The 22,343-nt window shown below is 65.2% G+C and carries 19 protein-coding genes; 11 read left to right on the top strand and 8 right to left on the bottom strand.

From position 1 onward, the window contains the following. Positions 1-30: 30 nt before the first annotated feature. Genes tolA through HBJ55_RS01000 form a run of 5 tightly spaced genes read left to right on the top strand, consistent with a single transcriptional unit; the run spans position 31 to position 4,812 of the window. A complete protein-coding gene (tolA, locus tag HBJ55_RS01020; RefSeq protein WP_167110159.1) occupies positions 31-1,353 on the top strand; it encodes a cell envelope integrity protein TolA in 1,323 nt (440 codons plus the stop codon). Then, entirely contained in the window at positions 1,353-2,648 is a 1,296-nt protein-coding gene (gene tolB / locus HBJ55_RS01015) for a Tol-Pal system beta propeller repeat protein TolB (RefSeq protein WP_167110157.1), read from the top strand. The genes tolA and tolB overlap by 1 nt, the downstream gene beginning before the upstream one ends. 37 nt (positions 2,649-2,685) lie before the next feature. Next, positions 2,686-3,222, top strand: coding sequence for a peptidoglycan-associated lipoprotein Pal (gene pal, locus HBJ55_RS01010; RefSeq protein WP_167110155.1), 537 nt, complete (start codon positions 2,686-2,688; stop codon positions 3,220-3,222). A 36-nt stretch (positions 3,223-3,258) separates the two neighbouring features. Next, the gene (ybgF, locus tag HBJ55_RS01005) at positions 3,259-4,029 is read left to right on the top strand and encodes a tol-pal system protein YbgF (protein WP_167110153.1); all 771 of its coding nucleotides are present in this window, start codon (positions 3,259-3,261) and stop codon (positions 4,027-4,029) included. Between the two features lie 27 nt (positions 4,030-4,056). Continuing rightward, entirely contained in the window at positions 4,057-4,812 is a 756-nt protein-coding gene (locus HBJ55_RS01000) for a YciK family oxidoreductase (RefSeq protein ID WP_167110151.1), read from the top strand. 253 nt (positions 4,813-5,065) lie between these two features. On the opposite strand, the gene HBJ55_RS00995 is transcribed toward HBJ55_RS01000, so the two are convergent. After that, the gene (locus HBJ55_RS00995) at positions 5,066-5,725 is read right to left on the bottom strand and encodes an HAD-IA family hydrolase (RefSeq protein ID WP_167110149.1); all 660 of its coding nucleotides are present in this window, start codon (positions 5,723-5,725) and stop codon (positions 5,066-5,068) included. Continuing rightward, entirely contained in the window at positions 5,725-6,444 is a 720-nt protein-coding gene (ubiG, locus tag HBJ55_RS00990) for a bifunctional 2-polyprenyl-6-hydroxyphenol methylase/3-demethylubiquinol 3-O-methyltransferase UbiG (protein WP_167110147.1), read from the bottom strand. The genes HBJ55_RS00995 and ubiG overlap by 1 nt, the downstream gene beginning before the upstream one ends. 168 nt (positions 6,445-6,612) lie before the next feature. Between ubiG and galU the strand changes: the two genes are divergently transcribed. The 6 genes from galU to msrA all read left to right on the top strand — a co-directional run bounded on the left by galU (position 6,613) and on the right by msrA (position 16,676). After that, positions 6,613-7,503 (top strand): UTP--glucose-1-phosphate uridylyltransferase GalU, encoded by an 891-nt coding sequence (gene galU, locus HBJ55_RS00985; RefSeq protein ID WP_167110145.1) that lies wholly within the window; start codon positions 6,613-6,615, stop codon positions 7,501-7,503. Between the two features lie 5 nt (positions 7,504-7,508). After that, positions 7,509-8,807, top strand: a complete 1,299-nt coding sequence (locus HBJ55_RS00980) for a UDP-glucose/GDP-mannose dehydrogenase family protein (RefSeq protein ID WP_167110143.1) — start codon at positions 7,509-7,511, stop codon at positions 8,805-8,807. A 93-nt stretch (positions 8,808-8,900) separates the two neighbouring features. Continuing rightward, complete coding sequence (locus HBJ55_RS00975) at positions 8,901-9,815, top strand: coiled-coil domain-containing protein (protein WP_167110141.1); 915 nt, start codon at positions 8,901-8,903, stop codon at positions 9,813-9,815. A gap of 66 nt (positions 9,816-9,881) precedes the next feature. Continuing rightward, complete coding sequence (tamA, locus tag HBJ55_RS00970; RefSeq protein WP_338071947.1) at positions 9,882-11,753, top strand: autotransporter assembly complex protein TamA; 1,872 nt, start codon at positions 9,882-9,884, stop codon at positions 11,751-11,753. A gap of 2 nt (positions 11,754-11,755) precedes the next feature. After that, positions 11,756-16,000 (top strand): autotransporter assembly complex protein TamB, encoded by a 4,245-nt coding sequence (gene tamB / locus HBJ55_RS00965; RefSeq protein ID WP_167110139.1) that lies wholly within the window; start codon positions 11,756-11,758, stop codon positions 15,998-16,000. 61 nt (positions 16,001-16,061) lie between these two features. Further along, positions 16,062-16,676: a peptide-methionine (S)-S-oxide reductase MsrA gene (gene msrA / locus HBJ55_RS00960; protein ID WP_167110137.1), complete on the top strand. Its 615-nt coding sequence runs from the start codon at positions 16,062-16,064 to the stop codon at positions 16,674-16,676. On the opposite strand, the gene HBJ55_RS00955 is transcribed toward msrA, so the two are convergent. The 6 genes from HBJ55_RS00955 to HBJ55_RS00930 form a co-directional block, all read right to left on the bottom strand. Beyond that, on the bottom strand, positions 16,657-17,697 hold the full coding sequence (locus tag HBJ55_RS00955) for a hydrolase (protein WP_167110135.1): 1,041 nt from the start codon (positions 17,695-17,697) through the stop codon (positions 16,657-16,659). The genes msrA and HBJ55_RS00955 overlap by 20 nt on opposite strands. Positions 17,698-17,701: 4 nt before the next feature. After that, positions 17,702-19,012, bottom strand: a complete 1,311-nt coding sequence (gene pepQ / locus HBJ55_RS00950; RefSeq protein ID WP_167110133.1) for a Xaa-Pro dipeptidase — start codon at positions 19,010-19,012, stop codon at positions 17,702-17,704. A 22-nt stretch (positions 19,013-19,034) separates the two neighbouring features. Beyond that, positions 19,035-19,943 (bottom strand): LysR family transcriptional regulator, encoded by a 909-nt coding sequence (locus tag HBJ55_RS00945; RefSeq protein WP_167110131.1) that lies wholly within the window; start codon positions 19,941-19,943, stop codon positions 19,035-19,037. Positions 19,944-20,007: 64 nt separating this feature from the next. Further along, complete coding sequence (locus HBJ55_RS00940; protein WP_167110129.1) at positions 20,008-21,069, bottom strand: ABC transporter ATP-binding protein; 1,062 nt, start codon at positions 21,067-21,069, stop codon at positions 20,008-20,010. Continuing rightward, positions 21,066-22,088 carry an ABC transporter ATP-binding protein gene (locus HBJ55_RS00935; protein ID WP_167110127.1) on the bottom strand — a complete coding sequence of 341 codons (1,023 nt, stop codon included), beginning with the start codon at positions 22,086-22,088 and terminating at the stop codon, positions 21,066-21,068. Before HBJ55_RS00935 ends, HBJ55_RS00940 begins: the two co-directional genes overlap by 4 nt. 21 nt (positions 22,089-22,109) lie before the next feature. Beyond that, positions 22,110-22,343, bottom strand: a 234-nt coding sequence (locus HBJ55_RS00930; protein ID WP_167110125.1) for an ABC transporter permease subunit, incomplete at its 5' end; no start/stop codon positions are given.

Here is a 22,343-nt window from a genome sequence, read left to right as displayed (position 1 = left end):
AGCCCCTTGATCAGGAAGGTAGGAGACGTGATGGCCCGACGTCAGCGGGGCTCCTCCGCCCCCCGGAAGAACGGACGTGTTGGCTATGGCGTGCCTGTGCTGCTGGCCGTTGGCCTGCATGTGCTGGTCGTGGTGATCAGCGTGGTCAGCCTGCCCCAGCGTCAGCCTGAGCCCGAGACGAGCTCGATCGTTCAGGCTACGCTGGTTAGCACCGAGACCACCACCGACCAGGCCCAGCGCGCCGAGGAGGCCCGGGCGCGTGCTGCGGCTCGTCAGGCCGAGGAGGAGGCGCGTCAGGCAGAAGAGGCACGCCAGGCCGAGGAAGAAGCGCGTCAGGAAGAAGAGGCCCGGCAGGCCGAGGCCGAGGAACAGGCGCGCCAGGCCGAGCAGGAGCAGGCCGAGCGTGAGGAGGAGGCGCGGCGCCTGCAGGAAGCCAGGCAGGAGGCCGAGGCGGAAGCGCAGCGGCGTGCCGAAGAAGCCGAGCGCCAGGCCCAACTGCGTGAAGAACAAGAAGCCGAGCGCCAGCGTCAGCAAGAAGCTGCCGAGGAAGCCGAGCGTCAGCGCCAGCTCGAGGCGCAGCAGCGTGCCGAAGAAGAAGCACGCCGCCAACGCGAGGCCGAAGCCGAGGCTCAACGTCAGCGCGAGGCCGAAGCCGAGGCCCAACGCCAGCGCGAGGCCGAAGCCGAGGCCCAACGCCAACGCGAGGCTGAAGCGGAGGCTCAACGCCAACGCGAGGCTGAAGCGGAGGCTCAACGTCAGCGCGAGGCCGAAGCCGAGGCTCAACGTCAGCGCGAGGCCGAAGCCGAGGCCCAACGTCAGCGCGAGGCCGAAGCCGAGGCCCAACGTCAGCGCGAGGCCGAAGCCGAGGCCCAACGCCAGCGTGAGGCTGAAGCCGAGGCCCAACGCCAGCGTGAGGCCGAAGAACAGCGCCGCCGCGAGGAGGAGGCCCAGCGTCAGCGCGAAGAAGAAGCGCGGCGTGCGGCTGAGGCCGCGTCCCAGGGGCTCGACCGGGCCATCGAGGGCGAGTCGGATAGCGTCGCCAATGCCCAGCAGGGCCAGGAGGCGGCCAACAGTTTCATAAACCTGGTCCGCCGCGCGGTGGAACAGGCCTGGGTAATCCCGCCCGGGGCCAGCAATGGCTTGAGTGCTACGGTTCAGGTGCGGCTGGGCCCCTCGGGCGAGTTGTTTGGCGCTACCATTACCCAGAGCAGCGGAGACAGCAGCTTCGATCGCTCCGCCATTCAGGCTGTGGAGGCTGCTGCACCGTTCAACGAGCTGCGTCAATTGCCGCCAATGGCGCAACGTGATTTCCGCCAGTTCAATCTGCGATTCACACCGGGAGATGTACGCTGATGAAAGCCCTGATGACTACCTGGCTGAGTGCCGTGCTGCTGATGTTCGGTGCGCTCGCTCACGCCCAGGACGACCTGACCATCGAGATCACCCGCGGCAGCGATCGTGCGACCCCCATCGCCATCGTGCCGTTCGCGGCTGACGGCGGGGAACTACCCGAGGACGTGGCCCAGATCATCAGTGACGATCTGCAGCGCAGCGGATACTTCGAGCCGCTGCCGCGCGACGCCATGTACGACCGCCCCAGTTCCGGCGACGAGGTGCGCTACGGCCAGTGGAGTGCGCTAGACGTGCGCTATCTGGTGGTGGGCCAGGTCAGCCGTGGGAACGACGGTTACCGCATCCGCTATGAGCTGATGGACGTCAGTGGCCAGCGCCGCATGATCGGCGAGAACGTTACTGGTGGCGCCAACGAGCTTCGCGCCGTCGCTCACTTCGTCAGCGACCAGATCTTCGAGGCCATCACCGGCATCCGCGGGGCCTTCTCGACCCGCATTGCCTATGTCACTGCGCAGGGTACCGGTGACGACGCCCAGTTCGCTCTCTACGTTGCCGATGCCGATGGCCACAACAGCCAGCAAGTGCTTAATTCGCGCGAGCCGATCCTGTCTCCGGCCTGGTCGCCGGATGGCCGTCGGCTGGCCTACGTCTCCTTCGAGACCGAGCGGCCGGCAATCTACGTGCAGGACGTGAACACCGGGCAGCGGACCAGGCTGACTTCGTTCGACGGAATCAATGGGGCTCCGGCCTGGTCACCCGATGGGCGTCGCCTGGCCATGACCCTGTCGAAGGATGGGCAGCCGGACATCTATATCATGGACGTGGGGTCACGCAATCTCGAGCGTATCACCAACAGCTCGAGCATCGACACCGAGCCCTCCTGGGCGCCTGATGGGCGCAGCCTTGTCTTTACCTCGGATCGCAGCGGTGGGCCGCAAATCTATCGCTACAGCTTCGGTGGCGGCGAGGCCGAGCGTTTGACATTCACGGGCAATTACAATGCGCGTGGGCGCATTTCCCCGGATGGTGAGACGCTGTTCCTGATCCACCGCAGCAACAATGGCTACCAGGTGGCGCGACAGGATCTGGATTCCGGTCGCCTGGTCGTGCTCAGCGACTCTCGTGGCGACGAATCCCCTAGTGTTGCGCCCAACGGGACCATGGTAATCTTCGCCACCCAGCAAGGTAACAGCGGGGTGTTGGGGGCCGTTTCGGCCGATGGACGAGCGTCCTATCGGTTGCCTTCGGCGCGGGGTGACGTGCGCGAACCTGCATGGTCACCATTCTTGAACTAACGGTACGTGTCACTCGAATCCTGTGAGGAGTTTGACGATGCAATTCAAGTCGCATGCCAGAACCCTGGCAATTGCCCTGTCCCTGGCTCTGGTTGCCGGCTGTTCGAGCACTGGGGGAAGCCGTGACGGATCCATGGATGGCACAGGCGCCAATGGCGGTGCCGGTACCGGTACCGCTGGCTCGGGCCAGGTCAGTGGCTCCGGTGTCAGCGGTGATCGCGCCGGCCAGCAAACCGATGGACGCATCCCCGATGTTCGCACCATCTATTTCGATTTCGACCGCGACAGTATCCGCCCGGAATTCGAGTCGGTACTGGTAGCCCATGCCCGCTTCCTGCGCTCCAACGGCAATGCTCGCGTTGTCCTGCAGGGACATACCGACGAGCGCGGCACGCGCGAGTACAACATGGCCTTGGGTGAGCGTCGTGCCAACTCGGTGAAGCGCTTCCTCGAGGTGCAGGGCGTTTCTCCGTCACAGCTCGAGGTGGTCAGCTATGGCGAAGAGCGTCCGGCGGTGCGTGGCAGCAGCGATGATGCCGGTGCCCAGAATCGCCGCGTTGTGTTTGCCTACTGAGCGAACTGGCGCAATCGCGCGCCAATGGAGTGAAGCATGAGACACAGTCTGAAAAGGCTGTGCGGCGCGGGAGCCCTGGTGCTCCCGCTGTCCGTGATGAGCCTTGTAGAAGCACAGCAACGTCCGATCGTCGAAGACCGTACCGCACAGCCGCGGGGTTTCCTCGATCAGGCCGAAGTGCGTGAAGAAGCCGGTGGCAGCTTGGTGATGTACAACCAGTTGCAGGAGCATCAGCGCGAGATTCAGCAGCTGCGTGGTCAGATCGAGGAGTTGCGTCATCAGTTGGAGCAGCTGCGCAATCAGACCCGCCAGCAGTATCTCGACCTCGACGAACGGCTGATGGCCGGTAATGCCGGGATCGAGGCCAATCCGTCGGTCGATGAGGAGTCGGCCCGGCAGGTAGCGCAGACTCCTTCGCCGAGCGGCAATAGCCCCGATGCCCAAAGTGCCTACCAGGCTGCCTTCGCCAAGGTGCAGGCGCGCCAGTTCGATGAGGCAATCGCGGCTTTCAACGCCTTCGTGCAGGACTACCCCGATACCAGCCTGACCGCCAACGGCTATTATTGGCTGGGCGAGCTGCACTCGGCGGAAGCCAGCCTGGACCAGGCGGAAACTGCCTTTCGTCAGGTCATCGACAATTTCCCCCAGAGCAGCAAGGTGCCCGATGCCCTGTACAAGCTCGGCTTGATCAAGGCGCGGCAGGGCGAAATTGAAGAGAGTCGCGGGCTACTCGAGCGCGTGCGTGATGATTACCCCGACAGTAGTGCTGCCGGGCTTGCCAACGATTTCCTGCGCCAGTCCCTGTAGGGGGCTGGTATCGTCAAAGGAGTCAAGATGACCTGCAAGATCGACTACGTGGCGCCCGCCGATCTGCTTTCCGATCGCATCGTCCTCGTGACGGGGGCCGGTGATGGCATCGGCCGTGCGGCCGCCCTGGCCTTTGCTCGCCATGGCGCCACGGTGATTCTGCTGGGCCGCACGATCACCAAGCTGGAAAAGGTCTATGACGAGATCGAGGCTGCCGGTGGACCGCAACCGGCCATTTTTCCGCTCAATTTCGAAGGCGCTACGCACAAGGATTACCACGACATGGCCGAGACCCTGGACAGGGAGTTCGGTCGTCTCGATGGAGTTCTGCATAACGCCGGGTTGTTGGGGCGCATCACGCCTTTCGAGCAGTACAACCCGGAGTTGTGGGATCAGGTGATGCAGGTCAACATCAACGGGCCGATCTGGATGACGCAGGCTCTGCTGCCGCTTTTGCAGGCTTCGCCCGATGCGTCGATCGTTTTCACCTCATCCAGCGTCGGGCGCAAGGGGCGCGCGTTCTGGGGCGCCTATGCCGTGTCCAAGTTCGCCACCGAGGGCTTCATGGAAGTCCTGGCCGACGAGGTCGAGCACCTGGGCACGCTGCGCGTCAACTCGCTCAACCCCGGGGCGACACGTACGGCGATGCGCGTCAACGCCTATCCGGGGGAAGATCCGAACACCCTGCGCACGTCGGAAGAGATCATGCCCACCTACCTGTGGCTGATGGGACCTGATAGCAGGGGGCGGAACGGCGAGCGATTCGACGCCCAGCCTAAATAACAAATGGCTGCGCGAACTAGGCGTCCCCGACGAATCGCTGTGCTATAGCCGCCATCCCTGCGGCTACCCTTCGGGCCAGCCTTCGGCTGTTCCAATTCGCTCCCGGCGAATTGGTGCCCGAATGCTCGCATTCCTCACGTATAACCCCATACGCTCGGATTGCTGTGCTCCGGGCGCCTGGCGCTTCATCCCGCTCGCCAATTTGCGCTAGCTTGGCTGTTGGTCTGGTTTGCTTCAGCCTGCCTGAGTCGGCTTAGGCGGGCTGCAGCAGTGCTTCCACCAGCGCTTCGCAGGTCTCGAACCAGAGGTCGGCCGGCCACTCCCGGTAGTCTTCGCCTTCCTCGATATAGCCGTAGCCGACGGCCACGGCGATCATGCCGGCGGCACGGGCCGCCTGCATGTCGCGCAGATGATCGCCGATGTACCAGCACTGCGCGGGCAGTACAGCCAATTGCTCGGCGGCGGCCCATAGCGGCTCCGGCGCCGGTTTGCGCTGCGGCAGGTCGTCGGCGCACAACAACGCTCCCGGGGTCAGCCCGAGCGCTTCGACAAGAGGTGCCGCATAGGCGCGTGGCTTGTTGGTGACGATTCCCCAAGGACGGTCCCTGGCTTCCCAACTGCCCAGCAGACGATCGAGATGAGGGAACAGGCAGCTCTCCACGGCCAGCGCCTTACCATAGGCATCGAGCAGATACTGGCGCGCCTCGTCATGGTCCTGGTGCGCTTGATCGATCCCCAGCGCCAGGGCGACCAGGGCGCTGCCGCCGTTCGAGACTTGCGCGCGGATCATCGAGTAGGGGAGCGGTTCGAGCCCATGGTAGGCGCGCAAGGCATTGGTCGCCCGCGCCAGGTCCGGCGCGGTGTCGACCAGCGTGCCGTCGAGATCGAACAGTAGTGCTTGGGGTTGAGTCATCACTCCGTCTCTCGGCGGCAATGCATCAGATAGTTGACCGAGACGTCTCGCGTCGAGAGTCGATAGCGGCGCGTCAGCGGGTTGTAGACCAAGCCGCTCTGCTCGCGCACGGAGAGCCCATGTTCGCGACACCAGCCGGCCAGTTCGGCGGGGCGGATGAACTTGCGGAACTCGTGGGTGCCGCGGGGCAGCATCCGCAGCAGGTATTCGGCACCGACGATGGCCAGGGCATAGGCCTTGGGGTTGCGGTTGATGGTCGAGAAGAACAGGTGCCCCCCCGGCTTGACCAGCGTGGCGCAGGCCTGGATGACCGAGCCGGGATCGGGTACGTGCTCGAGCATCTCGAGGCAGGTCACCACATCGTACTCGCCGGGCTGCTCGACGGCCAAGGCCTCGGCGCTGGCCTGGCGATACTCCACTTCCACCCCGCTCTCCAGGGCATGCAGGCGCGCAACACCGAGCGGTGCCTCGCCCATGTCGATGCCGGTGACCCGGGCGCCGCGATGCGCCATGGCCTCGGCCAGGATGCCACCGCCACACCCGACGTCGAGCACCCTGCGGCCGGCCAGTCCACAGCGGGCATCGATGAAGTCGAGGCGCAGCGGGTTGATGTCATGCAGCGGCTTGAATTCGCTGTGCGGGTCCCACCAGCGGCTGGCCAGGGCCTCGAACTTGGCGATCTCACCCTGGTCGACGTTGTGGTGGAGGGTTGCGCTCATGTGGTCTCTCCGTGGCAATTGGTCTGGCACCCTGGCAACATTCTTTACCTTCGGTATCATGCATATTGTACCCGTAGCTGCCCGGGCTTTCCCATGACGGAATCTAAGGACAGGCCCGGGGAGTATCATTCACCGACCGATCGTTCACCAACCGACAAGGAAGGCACCATGATTCGCAAGGCCGTACTGCCCGTGGCCGGATTCGGCACCCGTTGTCTGCCGGCTTCGAAGGCTATTCCCAAGGAAATGATCACCATCGTCGACCGTCCCGTGATCCAGTACGTGGTCAATGAGGCAGTAAAGGCGGGTATCCGTGACATCGTGCTGGTAACCCATGCCAGCAAGAGCGCCATCGAGAATCACTTCGACACCCACTACGAGCTCGAATCAACCCTCGAGGCCAAGAACAAGCAGGAACTGCTCGATGAACTGCGTGCCATCGTGCCTGCCGATGTCAACATTATCAGCGTGCGCCAGCACGAGCCGCTGGGGTTAGGTCATGCGGTGCTCTGTGCCCGCCCCGTCATTGGCGATAACGAGCCCTTTGCCGTGCTGCTGCCCGACGTGCTGGTGGACGACGAGGACCTTCCGCGCAATGACCTGGCCGGCATGCTCGAGGCCTACGAGACGACCGGGCGTTCGCAGTTGATGGTCGAGGAGGTGCCCTGGGAGCAGGTGCACAAGTACGGCATCGTGAGTCCCGAAGGCGAGAGTCCGACCGCAGGCAATTCCTGTGCTCTGGCTGGGGTGGTGGAGAAACCCGCTCGCGAGGAGGCACCTTCCAATCTGGCCGTGATCGGTCGTTACGTGCTGCCGGGCAGTATATTCCCGCTACTGGCTGAAACGCGCCCGGGCGCAGGTGATGAGATTCAGCTCACCGATGCCATCGAGACCCTGCGCCAGCGTGACGGTGTCGATGCCTGGCGCATGCGCGGCAAGACCTACGATTGCGGCCACCAACTGGGCTATCTCGAGGCTACCCTGGTCTATGGCCGTCGCCATCCTCGTTTCGGCGAGGGTTTCCGCGAGTTGCTCGCCCGTTATAGCCAGGCGGAGTAAATACCATGCGGATACAGATACATGGCAGCGAGCTGGCGGCGGCTACGGCCGCCGCCGCACTCTCCTGGGTCGGACATCAGGTCCGCTGGGTCCCCCATGCCAGCATGCGTTGGCCGGCGCTGCAGGCTGCCGACTGGTTGCGGCGGGAGCCGGATCTGCTCGAGCGTCTCGAGGAGGGGTTCGAGCAGGGCACTCTGAGCCTGGCCAACGGCGAAGGGTCCAATCCTGGTGAGCGAATCGACATCCTCTGGCTTGCGCTATCGCCGGAGCAGCGCGATGAGGCCGACGACCTGGTCGCCGAGATCGCCACCCGGCAACAAGGTCCGTTGATCCTGGTCAACAATTCCACCTTTCCCGTCGGTGAAACCGAGCGGCTGGAAGCGCGGCTCGGCGGAAACGGGCGGCGTGCGGTCGCCTTGGTCGACATGATCGAGGAGGGGCGGGCCTGGGCCAGCTTCACCCGTCCGGGCCGCTGGCTGCTGGGTTGCGATGACGAACGGGCTGAGGCCCAGGTGCGCGAGCTGCTACGGGCGTTCAACCGACGCCGCGACGTGATCCAGCTGATGCCGCGTCGGGCCGCCGAATTGACCAAGCTGGCAACGATCGGCATGCTCGCTACGCGGATCAGCTACATGAACGAGATTGCCGGGCTTGCCGACAGCCTGGGCGTCGACGTAGAGTTCGTGCGCCAGGGGATGGGGGCGGATTCGCGAATCGGCTACGAATACCTCTATCCCGGCTGTGGCTTCGGCGGGCCTCACTTCTCCCGCGACCTGATGCGCCTAGCCGATGTGCAAGAGGCCAGCGGGCGCCATTCCGCACTGCTCGAACAAGTGCTGGATATCAACGAACAGAAGAAGGAGACGCTCTTCCGCAAGCTCTGGACCCATTTTCATGGGCAGCTTGAGGGGCGCACCCTGGCGATCTGGGGGGCTGCCTTCAAACCGGGCTCGGCGCGCATCGATCACGCGCCGGTGCTTACCCTGCTCGAGGCGCTGTGGGCCCAGGGCGTGCAGGTGAGACTGCACGATCCGGCAGCGACACCGGCACTGCGCGCCGCGGTGGGCGACCATCCGCTTCTGGCGCTGTTCGACGGCGATCCCTATGCCGCCTGCGATGGGGCCGATGCCCTGATGCTGGTCACCGAGTGGAAGCACTACTGGAACCCGGACTGGCCACGCCTGGCCGAACTGCTGCGTGAACGCCTGTTGCTGGATGGTCGCAATATCTACGACCCCGGCCACGTGGCCAGTTGGGGATTGACCTATCGTGGTATCGGTCGCCGCGCTGACGCGCAAGCGTGACTGGCGACGCGTTGAGGCAGCAGTGTGCGCGCAGGTGCTTGACCTGCTTACAATGGACCGGCGCCTGCCGCATCTGCCTAGAAGGAGTTTGACATGCCCGAAGCGCGTCCCTCCGAGCGACGTCCCATCGTGCCCGATCCGGATTCCAGCCTGACAAGGCCGCGCCGCCCACCACCTCAGCCCCGCCTGTGGCCCCTCAAGTTTGCCGTGCTGCTGCTTCTGGCCATGCTGCTAGCGGTATCGTGGCTGGGCTGGCAGGAGCGTGCCCGCTTGATGACCCAGGTGCAACAGATCTCTGCCGAGATGTCCAACGTGCATGCCCGCTTCGATGCGGAAGAGGGGCGTGGCGATCGCCTCGAGAACATCGAGTCGCGCCTCACCTCCACGGAGGAGCATACCGAATCGATCGTGGCGCGTATGGCGGGCCTGGAGGTCGAGGTGCAGCAGGTCGGGGAAGGGGATGCCTCCCGGTTCGAGGCGCTCGATGAGCGTGTCGACGACGTGTCGGCAAGACTCGAGCGGCTCATGCAGGAGGCCGAGAATCGGGACGCTCTGCTCGCAGCGATACGCACTTCCCTCGACTCGTTGGAACGCGCCGGCGACGAGGGTCGCGAAGCCCTGGCCGCAAGAATCGAGACGCTGGCCGAGGCCAACGAGCGCCAGGGACAGCGGCTTGCCGAATGGCAATCGCAACAAGATGAAGTGGCACAACGGCAGCAGAGCGTGAGAGCATCGTTCGACGAGCGACTCGAGGCCATGGACCAGCGCCTCCAGCAGCTCATGGAGCAGGAGCTCGCAGCCTTGGAGGAGAGCATGGAAGCACGTGAAGCGGCACTGGAGGAGCGCCTTGAGGCTCTGTCCGCCGAGGTCGAGGCAACCGCCGAACGCGACGATGCCTCACAGGCCGTGGACAGCCTTAGGGGGCGCTTGTCGTCGATGGAAGCCGAGTTGCGCGAGCTGCGTCAGGAGCAGCTTTCGCTCAGCGCAGGACTGGAAGCCCTGCGGTAATGTTGCCTGGCCCTGCCGAGGGCCGAGCAAGAGTCAAGTCGGGAAGCCGTGAATATGGGAAGAGGCGTGATCTCACGCATGGGGGCGGCGGCCCTGTGTCTCGGCATGGCGCATGGAGCGCTGGCACTGGAGGCACGTATCGACGGACTGGAAGGCGATGTTGCTGACAACGTCCGCTACTACCTGGGCGACCTGGACGCTGCCCAGTACGACCGCCGTCGCCTGGAAGGCGAGGCGGTACGTCGCACGCGCGAAGCCGTGCGGGTGTATGGCTATTATGAACCGCGCATACGTTCACGCCTCGATGAGCAGGATCCGCCGCGCTACGTCAGCCTCGACATCGATCCCGGCCCGCAGGTGATCATCGAGACCCTCGATGTCCGGCTCGAAGGCGAGGCTGCCAGTGATGAGCCCTTTCGCGATACCGTCGACGCCTTTCCCTTGGCGGAGGGCGACCCCCTGGTGCATGCACCCTGGGATCGCATGCGCAGCCGGCTGGCCAATCTCGCCCTCGAGCGCGGCTATTTCGATTGGTCCTTCACCGACCGGCGCATGGAGGTGCGGCCCTTCGACGAGAGTGCCAGGCTCTACCTCACCCTCGATAGTGGCCAACGCTACGATTTCGGCGATATCGCGATTCGCGGTAGCCATATCGTCAAGGACCGGTTGCGCAACATGGCCCCGTTCGAGCCAGGAGAGCCTTACCGGGCCGGTCAGGTGGCGCTCTATGCGCAGCGCCTGGGCCAGACCAACTGGTTCAGTTCGGTCAGCGTGCGCCCCCGTCTCGATGCCCGCCGTGAACTGGCCCTGGCGCCCCCCACGCTGGGCTGGTGGAACCAGATTGAAACCCAAGGCGAAGCCACGCTTCCACAGGCGCCGTCTTCACGAACTGCAAGGCTCACCGGGCCCCGGCTGTCGGCGACGGCGCTGTCTGCCGTCGCCAGCCTGAATGTGCCCGAGCGGCCCGACATGCCGATCGACGTGGTGCTGGCCCCGGCCGACCGCCACCAGTTCGAGACAGGTATCGGCTACGCCACCGATGTGGGGCCGCGCCTGCACTTCGGCTGGAACCAGCCGTGGATCAATCGCTACGGACACAGTCTCGAGCACGACTTCTTCATTTCCCAGCCGGAGCAACACCTGACCGGCACCTACCTGATGCCACTGGATAACCCGTTGCGCGACCAGTATCGCTTTCAGTATGGCCTGCGTCATCGCGACAACGAGGATACGCAATCCGACGAGGCGACCGTCGAGCTGGCACGACGCTGGGAGTTCGACAACCGCTGGGTGCAGACCCTGTTCCTGCGCGCCACCTACGAAGACTTCACCCAGGGCGGGGAGGACGAGAGCGTTTTCCTCTACTACCCGGGGGTGAGCTGGTCACGAACGCGCACCCGCGATCCCCGTTTTCCCACCTGGGGTGACCGCCAGCGCATCACCCTGGAGTACTCCGATACGGTATGGGGCTCTGACGCCGACTTCCTGCGCATGACGGGCAACACTGAATGGATACGCATGTTGGGTGACGACCTGCGTTTCGTCACCCGGCTGGGCCTGGGCATCATCGAGACCAACGATTTCTCCCAGGTGCCGCCTTCGCTGCGCTTCTTCGCCGGTGGCGATCGTTCGGTCCGAGGATACGGCTACGAAACCTTGGCGCCGCGTAACGAGGAGGGATTGCTGCGTGGTGGACAGCAGATGCTGGCCGGCAGCATCGAGATCCAGCGGCGCGTGACCGGCGACTGGTGGGGAGCGGCATTCGTCGACAGCGGAGACGCCTTCGACAACTGGTGGCCGGAAGCTCTCAATACCGGTGCCGGACTTGGCGTACGTTGGATTTCTCCCGTCGGGCCGGTGCGTTTCGACATCGCCCACCCCTTCGATGACGAGGAGAACTCGTGGCGCCTGCATTTCGCCATCGGCCCGGAATTCTGAGTATGCGGCGTCTGACCCTTGCCATCCTGAAGCTGCTGATCGTGCTACCCGTGCTGACGTTCGGCGTCGTGATCCTAGGGCTCGGCCTCGCATTGTCCCCCTGGGGCGCCAGCCTGTTGCTCGAGGAGGGAGCCAAGCGCGGCTTCTATCAGCTGGAACGCGTTGAAGGGGCGCCCCTGGATCGCCTGGTGCTGCATGGCTTCCAAATCGAGGCAGGCCCCGCCGAGATTGCTGCCGAACGACTCGAGCTGACCTGGTCGGACGATTGTCTGCTGCGTGGCCGACTATGTGTCGAGCGCCTGGCCATGCAGGGTGGGCGAGTCCTGTTGCAAGAGGCAGAGGGACCGGCCGAGCCGGCAGCCGAACCGGCGCAAGCCAGTGATCCCTTTAGCCTGCCGTTTCCCATGGAAGTTCGTGAACTAGTGCTGGAAGATACCCGGCTACGCCTGGCTGACGGTACTCGTATCGAGCTTGCCCAACTGGCTACGGCGGCCCAGGCGGAGAGCTCCCGGCTGCAGTTGGAAGCTTCACGCGCCGAGGGCTTGCGCGTGGTTCTGCCGGCCGGCGCCACGGCAGCGCCTGAGGTGACGGAAAAGACGCGAGAAACGGAAGAGCCGCTTTCTCGCCCCGTGCTGGAAGCACTCGACGAAGCACCGCAGGAATTGGCCCCGTCGTTCCGCTTTCCACTCGACATTTCAGCGCCGGAGCTCGACGTTGAGGATGTCGAGCTGCGGCTCGCCGACGGCACGCGTATTGCCTGGGACATCCTGCATACCGGCATCGAGGCGGAGGGGGAGAAACTGTCCCTGCTGCCTACTCGGCTCACTCAACTGCAAGTCGCCATTCCGCCACCCGGAGCGGCTCGGCTGGCCTTGGAGGCACCGTCAGGCGCCGCCGTTCTGAGCGAGCAGGCTCTCGCTGCCGCTGAAGCCGTGCAGGCTCCGGCAACCGAGCCTGCGCTGCCCTTCGAGGAGCGCGAACGCATCGCGCTGCCCGAGGTCGTGCTGCCGCTGACCGTGTCGGCGCCACGCGTTCACCTCGACGGTATCGAAGTGCGTGGCCCGGTGGATTACGACCTGCGCCATCTTACTCTCGCCTTCGAGGCGAGCGGCCAGCAGCTCGAGATCACCGCGCTGGATGTCGCCAGCCTGGATGCCGATGCCAGGTTGACCGCTCGGATCGAACTGCGCGATGACTATCCGCTCGAGGCGCGGCTCGAAGCCGCCCTGTGGCTGCCCGAGCTGATGCCCGGGCTTGCCGGACAGCGCCTCGATCTGAGGCTGGACGGCAGCCTGGGCGAGCTGAGTGCGCAACTCGACGCTCACGGGCCTGTGGATGCGAGCCTGTCGGCCCAGGCCGATGTACTGGACCCCAGTGTGCCATTCAATGCCTCACTGCAGAGCGAGTTCCTGCGCTGGCCGCTGCCGATGGCCGCGGAACCGGTGCAGGAGGAGGCGCTCGCCGAGCCTTACGTGATCGAGGATCTGGACCTGCGCTTGTCGGGTAGCCTGGTCGACTACAGCGCGGCGCTGTCGATGCGTCTGGAAGGCCCCGACATTCCCTTGACCCGGGTCGCCTTATCGGGGAGCGGCGACTTCGAGCATTTCGCCTGGACGCCGCTGTCGCTGAGTCTCGGCAATGCCTCGGTAGTCAGCCGCGGTCGGGTCGAGTGGCGGGATGGGCTCGACGTCGAGGCCACGGCGCGGCTCGACAATGTCGATCCGGGGCTATTTACCGATGCCATGGAAGGTCGCCTCGACGGCAACCTGGACATCGCCTTCAGCCAGACCCCCCAGGGTTGGCAGTTGCGCGTGCCGCGGCTGGCCGTCGACGGTGAACTGCAGGAGCTGCCGCTATCGTTGCGCGCGCGCCTGACAGGGAACAGCGACATGCAGTGGCAGGTCGAGGAATTCGATTTTCGCCAGGGCAACAACCGCATCACGGCGAGCGGTGCAATTTCCGACAGCCAAATGGACCTTGGCGGAGACATCTCGCTCACCGAACTTGGCAGCCTGCACGAGGAACTGACCGGCAGTCTGACAGGGCGTTTCCGTACCGAAGGCTCTCCCGAGAGGCCGCGATTGGAACTCGATCTCGAAGGCCGCGAACTGGCTTTTGCCGACAACCGTCTCGAGACGCTTCAGCTCAGCGGCAGCGTGCAGGGCCTGGACGATCCCGAGCTCGACGTGAATCTCGAGATTGAACGCCTGGTCGCGGGAGGGCAGCGCTTCAGCGATGTGTCGCTGGATCTGACGGGGCGCTTGTCGTCGCATCGGGCCGAACTCACCGTCATTGCCGGGCGAGGCATGCCGCTGTCGAGAGCGTCGCTGGTGCTCGAGGGGGAGCTTGCCACCGAGCAGCAGCGCTACACGGGGCGTATCGATCCACTGGAGGTCGATAGCGATTACGGTGAGCTGCGACTTGACGAGCCGATCGCCTTCAATGCCGACCTGGCGAGCGGTCAGGCTCAGGTACAGCCGTTCTGCCTGCGCCGCGAGCAGGGCGGCCGTGTGTGCCTGGAGGAGCCGCTGCAGGCCAGCGCCGAACAAGGACAGGTGGCCCTGACGGTGCGCGAGCTGCCCATGGAGCTGCTCGCTGAATGGCTCCCCGAGGATTGGCGGGCCAGCGGAGCGACCGAGCTGGATCTTCAGGCACGCTGGCGGCAGGGTGGAAGCCAATGGAATCTCGAGGCGGACCTGGGCAGCGAGCTGAACCTGGAGGGTGTCGACATCTACGGCCAGCCATGGTCGATGCCCGACACGCGCCTGAACGCCCGGGTGGACGCCAGCCAGGCGCGTACGGCGCTCGAACTCGAGCTGGAGCTCGGCGACGCCGGCCGCCTCGACCTCGATATCGGCCTGGACGACCCGCTGGGAGCCGGTGAACTGAGTGGCGTGCTGGTCCTCGATGGCCTGGACCTGTCGCGCTATCGCACTCTCACCGAGGGACTCGACATGCTCGAAGGGGTCGTCGCCGGCCGGGTCGGAATTTCGGGTACGCGGGACAACCCGAGCCTGGACGGTGCGCTTGAGCTCACCGGCCTACGGGCTTCGGGCCTCGATGTTCCGTTGATCGTCGAGGATGGCCGCATACGCGTCGAGTTCAATGGCGATAGCGCGCGGCTCATGGGTTATGTTGCCAGTGATGAGGGACGCCTGGTCATCGATGGCAATGCCAGCTGGCCATCTCTCGACGAGTGGCGCATCGCCGTGGATCTGGACGGCACCCGGCGCCCGTTGCTGGTAAGCCTGCCTCAGTTCGGCCGCCTGCGCGTCGCTCCCGAGATCGCCGTGCGGATCAATCCGCAGGAGCTTCGGGTTCGTGGCGACGTCCAGGTTCCCTGGGCCCGACTGGAAATCGGCGAAGCCCCGCCGGCGGCCGTCAGCCCCAGCCCCGACGAGATCATCATCACCCGCCGTGACGAGGAGCGTGCCCAACAGCGCGATGAGCTCGAGGCGACTGCCGGTACCGACGAAGCGGCTGCTGTGGCCCTGCGCGAGGCGGGGATGCGCCTCGACGTGCGAATCGACCTCTCGCTGGGGCCCGACATGAAATTGGAAGCGATGGGGCTCGAGACCGATCTGCTTGGCACCCTGCAGGTACGCCAGCAGGATGGACCGGTGCAGCTGTTCGGTGACGTCAGCCTGGCCGACGGACGCTTCAGAGCCTTCGGCCAGGATCTGCTGATCCGCCAGGGGGAGCTGTTGTTCAGCGGCCCTCCCGACCAGCCGCTGCTTGACTTCGAGGCGATTCGCAACCCCGATGCCACCGAAGATGGCGTGGTGGCGGGGCTGCGCGTGACCGGCTTTGCGGCCGAGCCGACCCTGACGATCTTCTCCGAACCAGCCATGGACGAGGCGCGGGCGCTCTCCTACCTGCTGCGGGGCCGCGCCCCTCGGGACGGCGATGCCGATGGTGCGCTGACCTCCGCGCTGGTCGGCCTCACCCTGGGACGCACGGGTGGCGCCGTGGGGGCGATCGGGCAAGCGTTCGGCATCGACGATCTGGCGCTGGAGACCGCGGGGGCCGGTGACGACAGCCAAGTGGTGGTCAGCGGCTACCTGACAGAGGATCTGCGCATCAGCTATGGTGTCGGTATCTTCTCGCCGATCGCCGAACTGACGCTGCGCTATACGCTGTGGCGCAACCTGTACGTGCAGGCTGTCTCAGGCGCTGCCCAGGCCGTCGACCTGGTGTATATCTTCACCCGGCCGGGCAATCCGCCGCAGCTCGACGAGGCGCCATGATCGACCGCCCGACGACCGATATCGCGGGGGCCCAACCGTACCCGTTCACAGGAGAATCGTCATGACCATCGAGCCTTCTCATGCCTTGCCGGGTCGCGATACGCCAGTGCGTGTCTCGGGCGTGCATGCCGTCAACGGCCGCTCGATGCTGCCGCCTTTTCCCGAGGGGTGCGAGACGATCGTCTTCGGGCTCGGCTGTTTCTGGGGCGCCGAGCGCCTGTTCTGGCAACTGCCTGGTGTATACGTTACGGCGGTGGGCTACGCCGGCGGCGTGACGCCCAACCCCACCTACGAGGAGACCTGCACCGGGCGCACCGGCCATGCCGAAGTGGTTCGGGTGATCTTCGATCCGGGGGAGGTGGATGTCGAGACGTTGCTCAGGGTGTTCTGGGAGGCGCATGACCCGACCCAGGGCATGCGTCAGGGCAACGATGTCGGCAGCCAGTATCGTTCGGCGATCTATACCACCAGCGATGCACAGCTCGCCGCAGCGCAGCGCAGCCGCGATGCCTACCAATACTCGCTGGCCCAGGCCGGGCGGGGGCGTATCACCACGGAAATCGCGCCGCTCGAGAATTTCTACCTGGCGGAGGAGTACCACCAGCAGTACCTGCACAAGAATCCGGGTGGCTACTGCGGCCTGCGGGGAACCGGGGTCAGTTGTCCGTTCGGCTGAGGTGGCGCTCCATGGCCGATTGCCAGGAAGCACCGGTATCGGCCCAGCAGGCGAGCTCGTGAGCCAGGCGTCGCGTCAGCCACGGTTGCAGGCGCCGGTTGCGCCACTCCATGAAGCCGACATGGCCGCCGTGGTGGGTGATCTCCACCCGCACCGCATCGGCTGGCTCGGGTAACCTTTCGAACAGGCCGGCGGGCATGAAAGGGTCATCGTCGGCGTGCACGATCAGGGTGGGTAACTCGACCTCGCCAAGTAGGCGCCCGGCAGAGGCACGACGGTAATAATCGGCGGCATCGCAGAAACCATGCAGCGGCGCAGTTACCGCATCGTCGTAGCCGCGCAGGCTGTCGATTCGCGCCAACCCGTGATTATCCAGCGCCAGAGGCAGCTCGCCACGTGCGAGCCGAGGCGCGACCTTGCGTTTCAATGCATTCAGCAGGTGGCGTTCATAGATCCGTGAGAAGCCTCGATGCAGCCTCTCGGCACTGGTGGCGAGATCGAGCGGTGCGCTGATCACGATCGCGCCAGCCAGGTCGAGGCCGCCGCCGCCCTGTTCGGCGACGAGCTTGAGCAACATGTTGCCGCCCAGCGAGACACCGGCAGCCACTTTCAGCGCCTTGGGGTAGCGCCGCGATAGTTCGCTTATCAGCCAGTAGGCATCGGCAGTGTCGCCGCTGTGGTAGGCGCGGGGCAGGCGGTTCGGTCGCTTGCCGCAGCCGCGGAAGTGCATCAGCAGCGTCCTCCAACCCATGCCGCTGGCCGTTGCCAGCAGCCAGCGGGCATAGGGTGACTGAAACGAGCCTTCGAGACCATGGAACAGGACGAAGATGGGCGCTTCCGGCTTCGCAGGGGCCGGTCGGATCCAGTTGAGCTCCACGAAATCGCCGTCGGGTAGCTCGAGAATCTCGCCAACGCGCGCAATTCGGGGCCGAGGCAGCAGGCGAGGCAACAGCGTCTGTACGTGCGGGCTGGTCAGCCCGCGCGGGGGAATGAAGCCGGTCTGCTGCCGCCGTTCGCGCATGGGGTCACTCGATGTCTGCGGTCAGATTCCGGGCTGCGTTGGCCGTGACGCTCACGTTATCCTCGATGCGAATGCCACCATGGGGAGCCAGGCGTTCGATCAAGGCCCAGTCCAGGTATCGCCCTGCGGGAGCTGTCTCTAGCGGCTCGAGCAGCATGGGAATGACGTACAGCCCAGGTTCTATGGTGACCGCCATTCCCGCTTCCAGTTCCCGTGTCAGCCGCAGTGCCGGATGCTCGACAGGCGGTGGCAGGGGAGTGCCATCGCGTGCGTTGCGGCCGGCCACGTCGTGAACCTGAACGCCGAGCAGGTGACCGAGACCATGGGGGCAGAAGGCGCGCGTGATGCCGCTTTCGACGGCGGCCTCCGCGGAGCCGCTGACCAGTTCGCTCTCCACCAGCAGCTCGCCGAGCAGGCGATGCATACGCTCATGCAGCTCGACGAAGGAAACGCCGGGAGCGACCGCCGCGATCAGGCGCTGCTTGATGTCGTGCATACGGGCGACCAGGTCGGCGAAGAGCGGGTCGGCTTCGGCTCCCGGCCAGGTACGGGTGATGTCGGCGCAGTAGCCGCGATAACGATGGCCCGCATCCACCAGCACGCTGTATCGCTCGCGGGGCGCTTGCGTGTCGTAATGCTGATAATGCAGAACCGCGGCATGCGAACCGATGCCGACGATGTTGCCGTAAGGCAGTTCGCTTTCACGCTGACGCGAGGCCTGGAGATAGGCCAGGTGAATGTCGAGTTCGCTTCCTCCGGCCAGAAAGGCTTCCCGAGCGGCCCGATGGCCGAGAATGGCCATGCGATTGGCCTCGCTCAGACAGGCGATCTCATACTCTGACTTGCGTACGCGGCCTTCGTCCAGCGCGGTGAGCAGGGCGGGCGGGTTGAGTTCCGCACCGAGCGCGGCAGACGTCGCGGCGGAGACATCGCCGATCACGGCAAGGCGACCGCCTGCGACACTGGGTGGCGCCTCGTCGTAGCGTCCCGGAATCACCTCGAGCCTTTCGGTCCAGGCCTCGTCGGGAAGCTGCGCCGGCAAATGCCAGAAGTCGTCGGGAGTATGCAGGTAACAGACGGGCCGCCGGCCGGGGTGTACCAGCAGCCAGCAGTGCGTCAGTTCGGCCTGTCCCGTCCAGTGCTGGAAGTGGCCGTAGCTCTGGAAGCTGGCGTCCTGGTCGTCACCGAAGTGACGGGCGGGTCGACCGCTGTAGATCAATAGCCGGTCGTAGCCCTGGGCAGCGAGCACTTCGGCGTAGCGATTCTCGAGCGCGTCGAAGTGACGCGTCTGCAGGGCATCGAGGTCGAGGGTCATGATTTAACTCCGGTTCGGAAGATCAGGCGGACACGCCCGGCGAGAGGCTCTCCCAGAAGGTGGCCACCGCTGAGTGCCTGCTTTCGGCGCGGCGGTAGAGGCGGATTTCCAACGGGACCTGCCAGCGTTCGCCACCGGCCGCGACCAGGGTGCCTGCGGCGAGCGCCTCGCGCACGCTGCGCCCGGGTAGCCAGCCCAGGCCATAACCCAGGCTGACCAGTTCGCGAATGTTATTGCTCTGGATGCTTTCGTTGAGGATGCTGAAATCTGGCGTTTCGCCGAGATGGGCCAGGTGGCTGCGAATCATGGCGTCGAACAAGCCGCGCGGGTGATAGGCGATCAGCGGCAGCCGGGCGCCATCGTCCAGTGAAAAGCGCGGCCGCCCATCCGCTTCCGGCAGCGAGACGGGAATCAGGCGCTCCTCCCCGAGCCGACAGGAGACGAACCCTTCCGTGTCGGGCTCGATGCCACAAGGCGTGCGCGGCCAGTAGCACAGCACCAGGTCGCACTCCTCGCGCGATAACGCCCGAAAGTAGTCGTCGACCAGCCAACTGGTGGCGCGCAGGTAGGGCGTCACCGATGGCGGTACCGGCCACTGGCCGAGCCACTCTGGCACGAAGTGGGCGAGCAGGCTCTGTGGTGCCGCCAGGCGAATACGCCCGGCCTGCTGTTCAGCGAGCTGGATCAGGCGCCGACGGCTCTCGGCGATCCGCTGCGTGATATCGTGGCAAAGCCCCAGGAACTCCTCACCGGCGGGTGTCAGTGACAGCGGCAGCGTCTGACGGTTGATCAGCGTCGTGCCCATCTCCTCCTCAAGCAGTTTGATGCGTCGCGAGAAGGTCGGCTGGGTGACGTTCTGTTGCTCGGCGGCACGTGAAAAATGACGTGTGCGGGCCAGGGCGATGAAGTCTTCCAGCCAGCGTAGTTCCATGTTGTCTCCCGAGACAGGACGAGTACCACACTCACATTGTAGCCAGAGGCATCATCGCATCGTCTCAGACGAGACGTCCCTCTTCGATGGCGTGGCAGGCCACGCGGCCGCCGCCATCGCGGGCGATCAGCGCCGGCACCTCTTCGCGGCAGCGCGCGTTGGCATGCGGGCAGCGGGCGTGAAAGACGCACCCCGAGGGCAGGTTGACCGGCGTGGGCACTTCCCCCTTGAGACGGATGTGCTGGGGGCGGTCATCCTCGAGCCGTGGAATCGCCGAGAGCAGCGCACGGGTGTAGGGATGGCGCGGCGTGGCGAACAGCGTCGCCGTGGGCGCCACCTCGCACACCCGACCCAGGTACATCACGGCTACGCGGGTACCGAAGTGCTCCACCACGGCGAGGTCGTGAGTGATGAACAGATAGGTCAGGTTGCGTTGCTGCTGCGCATCCATCAGCAGGTTGAGCACCTGGGCCTGGATGGATACATCGAGCGCCGAGATCGGCTCGTCGGCGACGATGAATTCCGGGTCCACGGCCAGCGCCCGGGCGATGGCGATGCGCTGCCGCTGGCCGCCGGAGAACTCGTGGCCGTAGCGTTTGCCCCAGTCGGGCGCGATGCCTACCGAATGCATCACCTCGGCGACCTTGTCAGCCACCTGCTGACGATTCCAGTCGGGATGGTGCAGGCGGATCGGCTCCTCCAGCGTCTGTTGAATGGTCATGCGCGGATTGAGCGATGCATAGGGGTTCTGAAAGATCATCTGCATACGTCGGCGGTAAGGCATCAACGACTTGGTCGACAGGTCGTCGATGCGCGTGCCGTCGTAGTGGATCTCGCCACCGGAAGGGTGAATCAGGCCCATCACGATGCGTGCCACGGTGGACTTGCCACACCCGGATTCGCCAACCACGCAAAGTGCCTCGCCGCGGCGGATGTCCAGGTCGATGCCGTTGATGGCGTGCACGAATTTCTGCTCGCGCACCAGCCTGCCGCCCTTGAACTTGAGCTGCTCGAGGAAGTCGCCGGAGAGCGAGAAGCGCTTCTCCAGGCCGCGTATCTCCAGCAAAGAGCGATCGGCGTCGGTGGCCGGCGCCTCGTGAGAGGGTGCGATTGCTGTCGCTGTCATCGGGTTGTCTCCTCGGCCGGTATGCGTTCGCGTTCGATCATCTCGGCGACCATGTGGCAGGCCACTTGGCAGTTGCCGGAGGCGACGAACTCGGGCACTTGGGAGCGGCAACTGGGACGCTCGCTGCCGTCGGGGCGCCGAGTGAAGGCGCAACGTGGATGAAAGGCGCAGCCGCTCGGCAAGTTGTCGAGCGAGGGCATGCTGCCGGGAATCTGGTTGAGCCGCTCGCCCGGCGTGGCCATCTGCGGCAGCGCGTTCATCAGCCCCTGCGTGTAGGGATGCTGAGGGTCGTTGATGATCTCACGGGTCGGGCCCTGCTCGATCACCCGGCCGGCGTACATCACCAGCATACGCTGGGTCACCTGGCTGACGACTCCCAAGTCGTGTGTGATCAGGATCAGGCCGACGTTGTGCTTCTCGCATAGCTCCAGCAGAAGCGCCATGATCTCGGCCTGGATGGTGACGTCGAGCGCCGTGGTGGGCTCGTCGGCGACGATGATGTCCGGATCGAGGAGCAAGGCGATGGCAATGATCACCCGCTGCCGCATGCCGCCGGAGAGTTCGTGGGGGTACTGGTCGAGGCGTGCCTCGGGCGAGGGGATCTGCACCTGCTCGAGCTTGCGCAGGGCGATGGCCCGCGCCTCGCGCCGAGCGATGCGGCGATGCGCCTTGAGGCATTCGATCATCTGCTCGCCGATGGTAAGTACCGGATTGAGCGTCATCATCGGATCTTGAAAGATCATCGAGATGCGGTGCCCACGGATCCGGCGTAGCGCACGATCGCTGAGTCCGGTGAGTTCCTGACCGTCGAAGCGAATGCTGCCGCCGGCGATGTAGCCGGGCTTGGAAATCAGGTTGAGCAGACTGAACGCCGCCACCGACTTGCCGGCGCCGGATTCGCCAACGATACCCAGCCGCTCGCCGCGATCCAGGCTGAAGCAGACGTCGCGCAGCGCCTGGACGTCGCCGCGGCGCAGGGCGAAGCGCACGTCGAGGTTGTTGACTTCGAGAAGTGACATGGGAGTCTCCAGAATCCTTCGTCAGCCCTTGTACAGGCGCGGGTTGAGCACGTCGCGCAGCCAGTCGCCGAGCAGATTGATCACCAATACCAGCAGCACCAGCACCGCCCCGGGCATCAGAGTGATCCACCAGGAGCCCGACTGTAGGTAGTCGAAGCCCGACTTGATCAGCGAGCCCAGCGATGGGTGGGTCTCCGGCATGCCCAGCCCCAGGAAGGAGAGTGCCGCCTCGGAGATGATGGCGTTGGCCACCTG

It is taken from the genome of Billgrantia bachuensis (assembly GCF_011742165.1).
GTDB classification, from domain to species: Bacteria; Pseudomonadota; Gammaproteobacteria; order Pseudomonadales; family Halomonadaceae; genus Halomonas; species Halomonas bachuensis.
This window is presented reverse-complemented; position numbering and strand designations above follow the sequence as displayed.

Coding starts and splice junctions, on each gene's coding strand:
- tolA (WP_167110159.1), top strand. CDS start 31: ATGGCCCGACGTCAGCGGGGCTCCTCCGCCCCCCGGAAGAACGGACGT.
- tolB (WP_167110157.1), top strand. CDS start 1,353: ATGAAAGCCCTGATGACTACCTGGCTGAGTGCCGTGCTGCTGATGTTC.
- pal (WP_167110155.1), top strand. CDS start 2,686: ATGCAATTCAAGTCGCATGCCAGAACCCTGGCAATTGCCCTGTCCCTG.
- ybgF (WP_167110153.1), top strand. CDS start 3,259: ATGAGACACAGTCTGAAAAGGCTGTGCGGCGCGGGAGCCCTGGTGCTC.
- HBJ55_RS01000 (WP_167110151.1), top strand. CDS start 4,057: ATGACCTGCAAGATCGACTACGTGGCGCCCGCCGATCTGCTTTCCGAT.
- HBJ55_RS00995 (WP_167110149.1), bottom strand. CDS start 5,725: ATGACTCAACCCCAAGCACTACTGTTCGATCTCGACGGCACGCTGGTC.
- ubiG (WP_167110147.1), bottom strand. CDS start 6,444: ATGAGCGCAACCCTCCACCACAACGTCGACCAGGGTGAGATCGCCAAG.
- galU (WP_167110145.1), top strand. CDS start 6,613: ATGATTCGCAAGGCCGTACTGCCCGTGGCCGGATTCGGCACCCGTTGT.
- HBJ55_RS00980 (WP_167110143.1), top strand. CDS start 7,509: ATGCGGATACAGATACATGGCAGCGAGCTGGCGGCGGCTACGGCCGCC.
- HBJ55_RS00975 (WP_167110141.1), top strand. CDS start 8,901: ATGCCCGAAGCGCGTCCCTCCGAGCGACGTCCCATCGTGCCCGATCCG.
- tamB (WP_167110139.1), top strand. CDS start 11,756: ATGCGGCGTCTGACCCTTGCCATCCTGAAGCTGCTGATCGTGCTACCC.
- msrA (WP_167110137.1), top strand. CDS start 16,062: ATGACCATCGAGCCTTCTCATGCCTTGCCGGGTCGCGATACGCCAGTG.
- HBJ55_RS00955 (WP_167110135.1), bottom strand. CDS start 17,697: ATGCGCGAACGGCGGCAGCAGACCGGCTTCATTCCCCCGCGCGGGCTG.
- pepQ (WP_167110133.1), bottom strand. CDS start 19,012: ATGACCCTCGACCTCGATGCCCTGCAGACGCGTCACTTCGACGCGCTC.
- HBJ55_RS00945 (WP_167110131.1), bottom strand. CDS start 19,943: ATGGAACTACGCTGGCTGGAAGACTTCATCGCCCTGGCCCGCACACGT.
- HBJ55_RS00940 (WP_167110129.1), bottom strand. CDS start 21,069: ATGACAGCGACAGCAATCGCACCCTCTCACGAGGCGCCGGCCACCGAC.
- HBJ55_RS00935 (WP_167110127.1), bottom strand. CDS start 22,088: ATGTCACTTCTCGAAGTCAACAACCTCGACGTGCGCTTCGCCCTGCGC.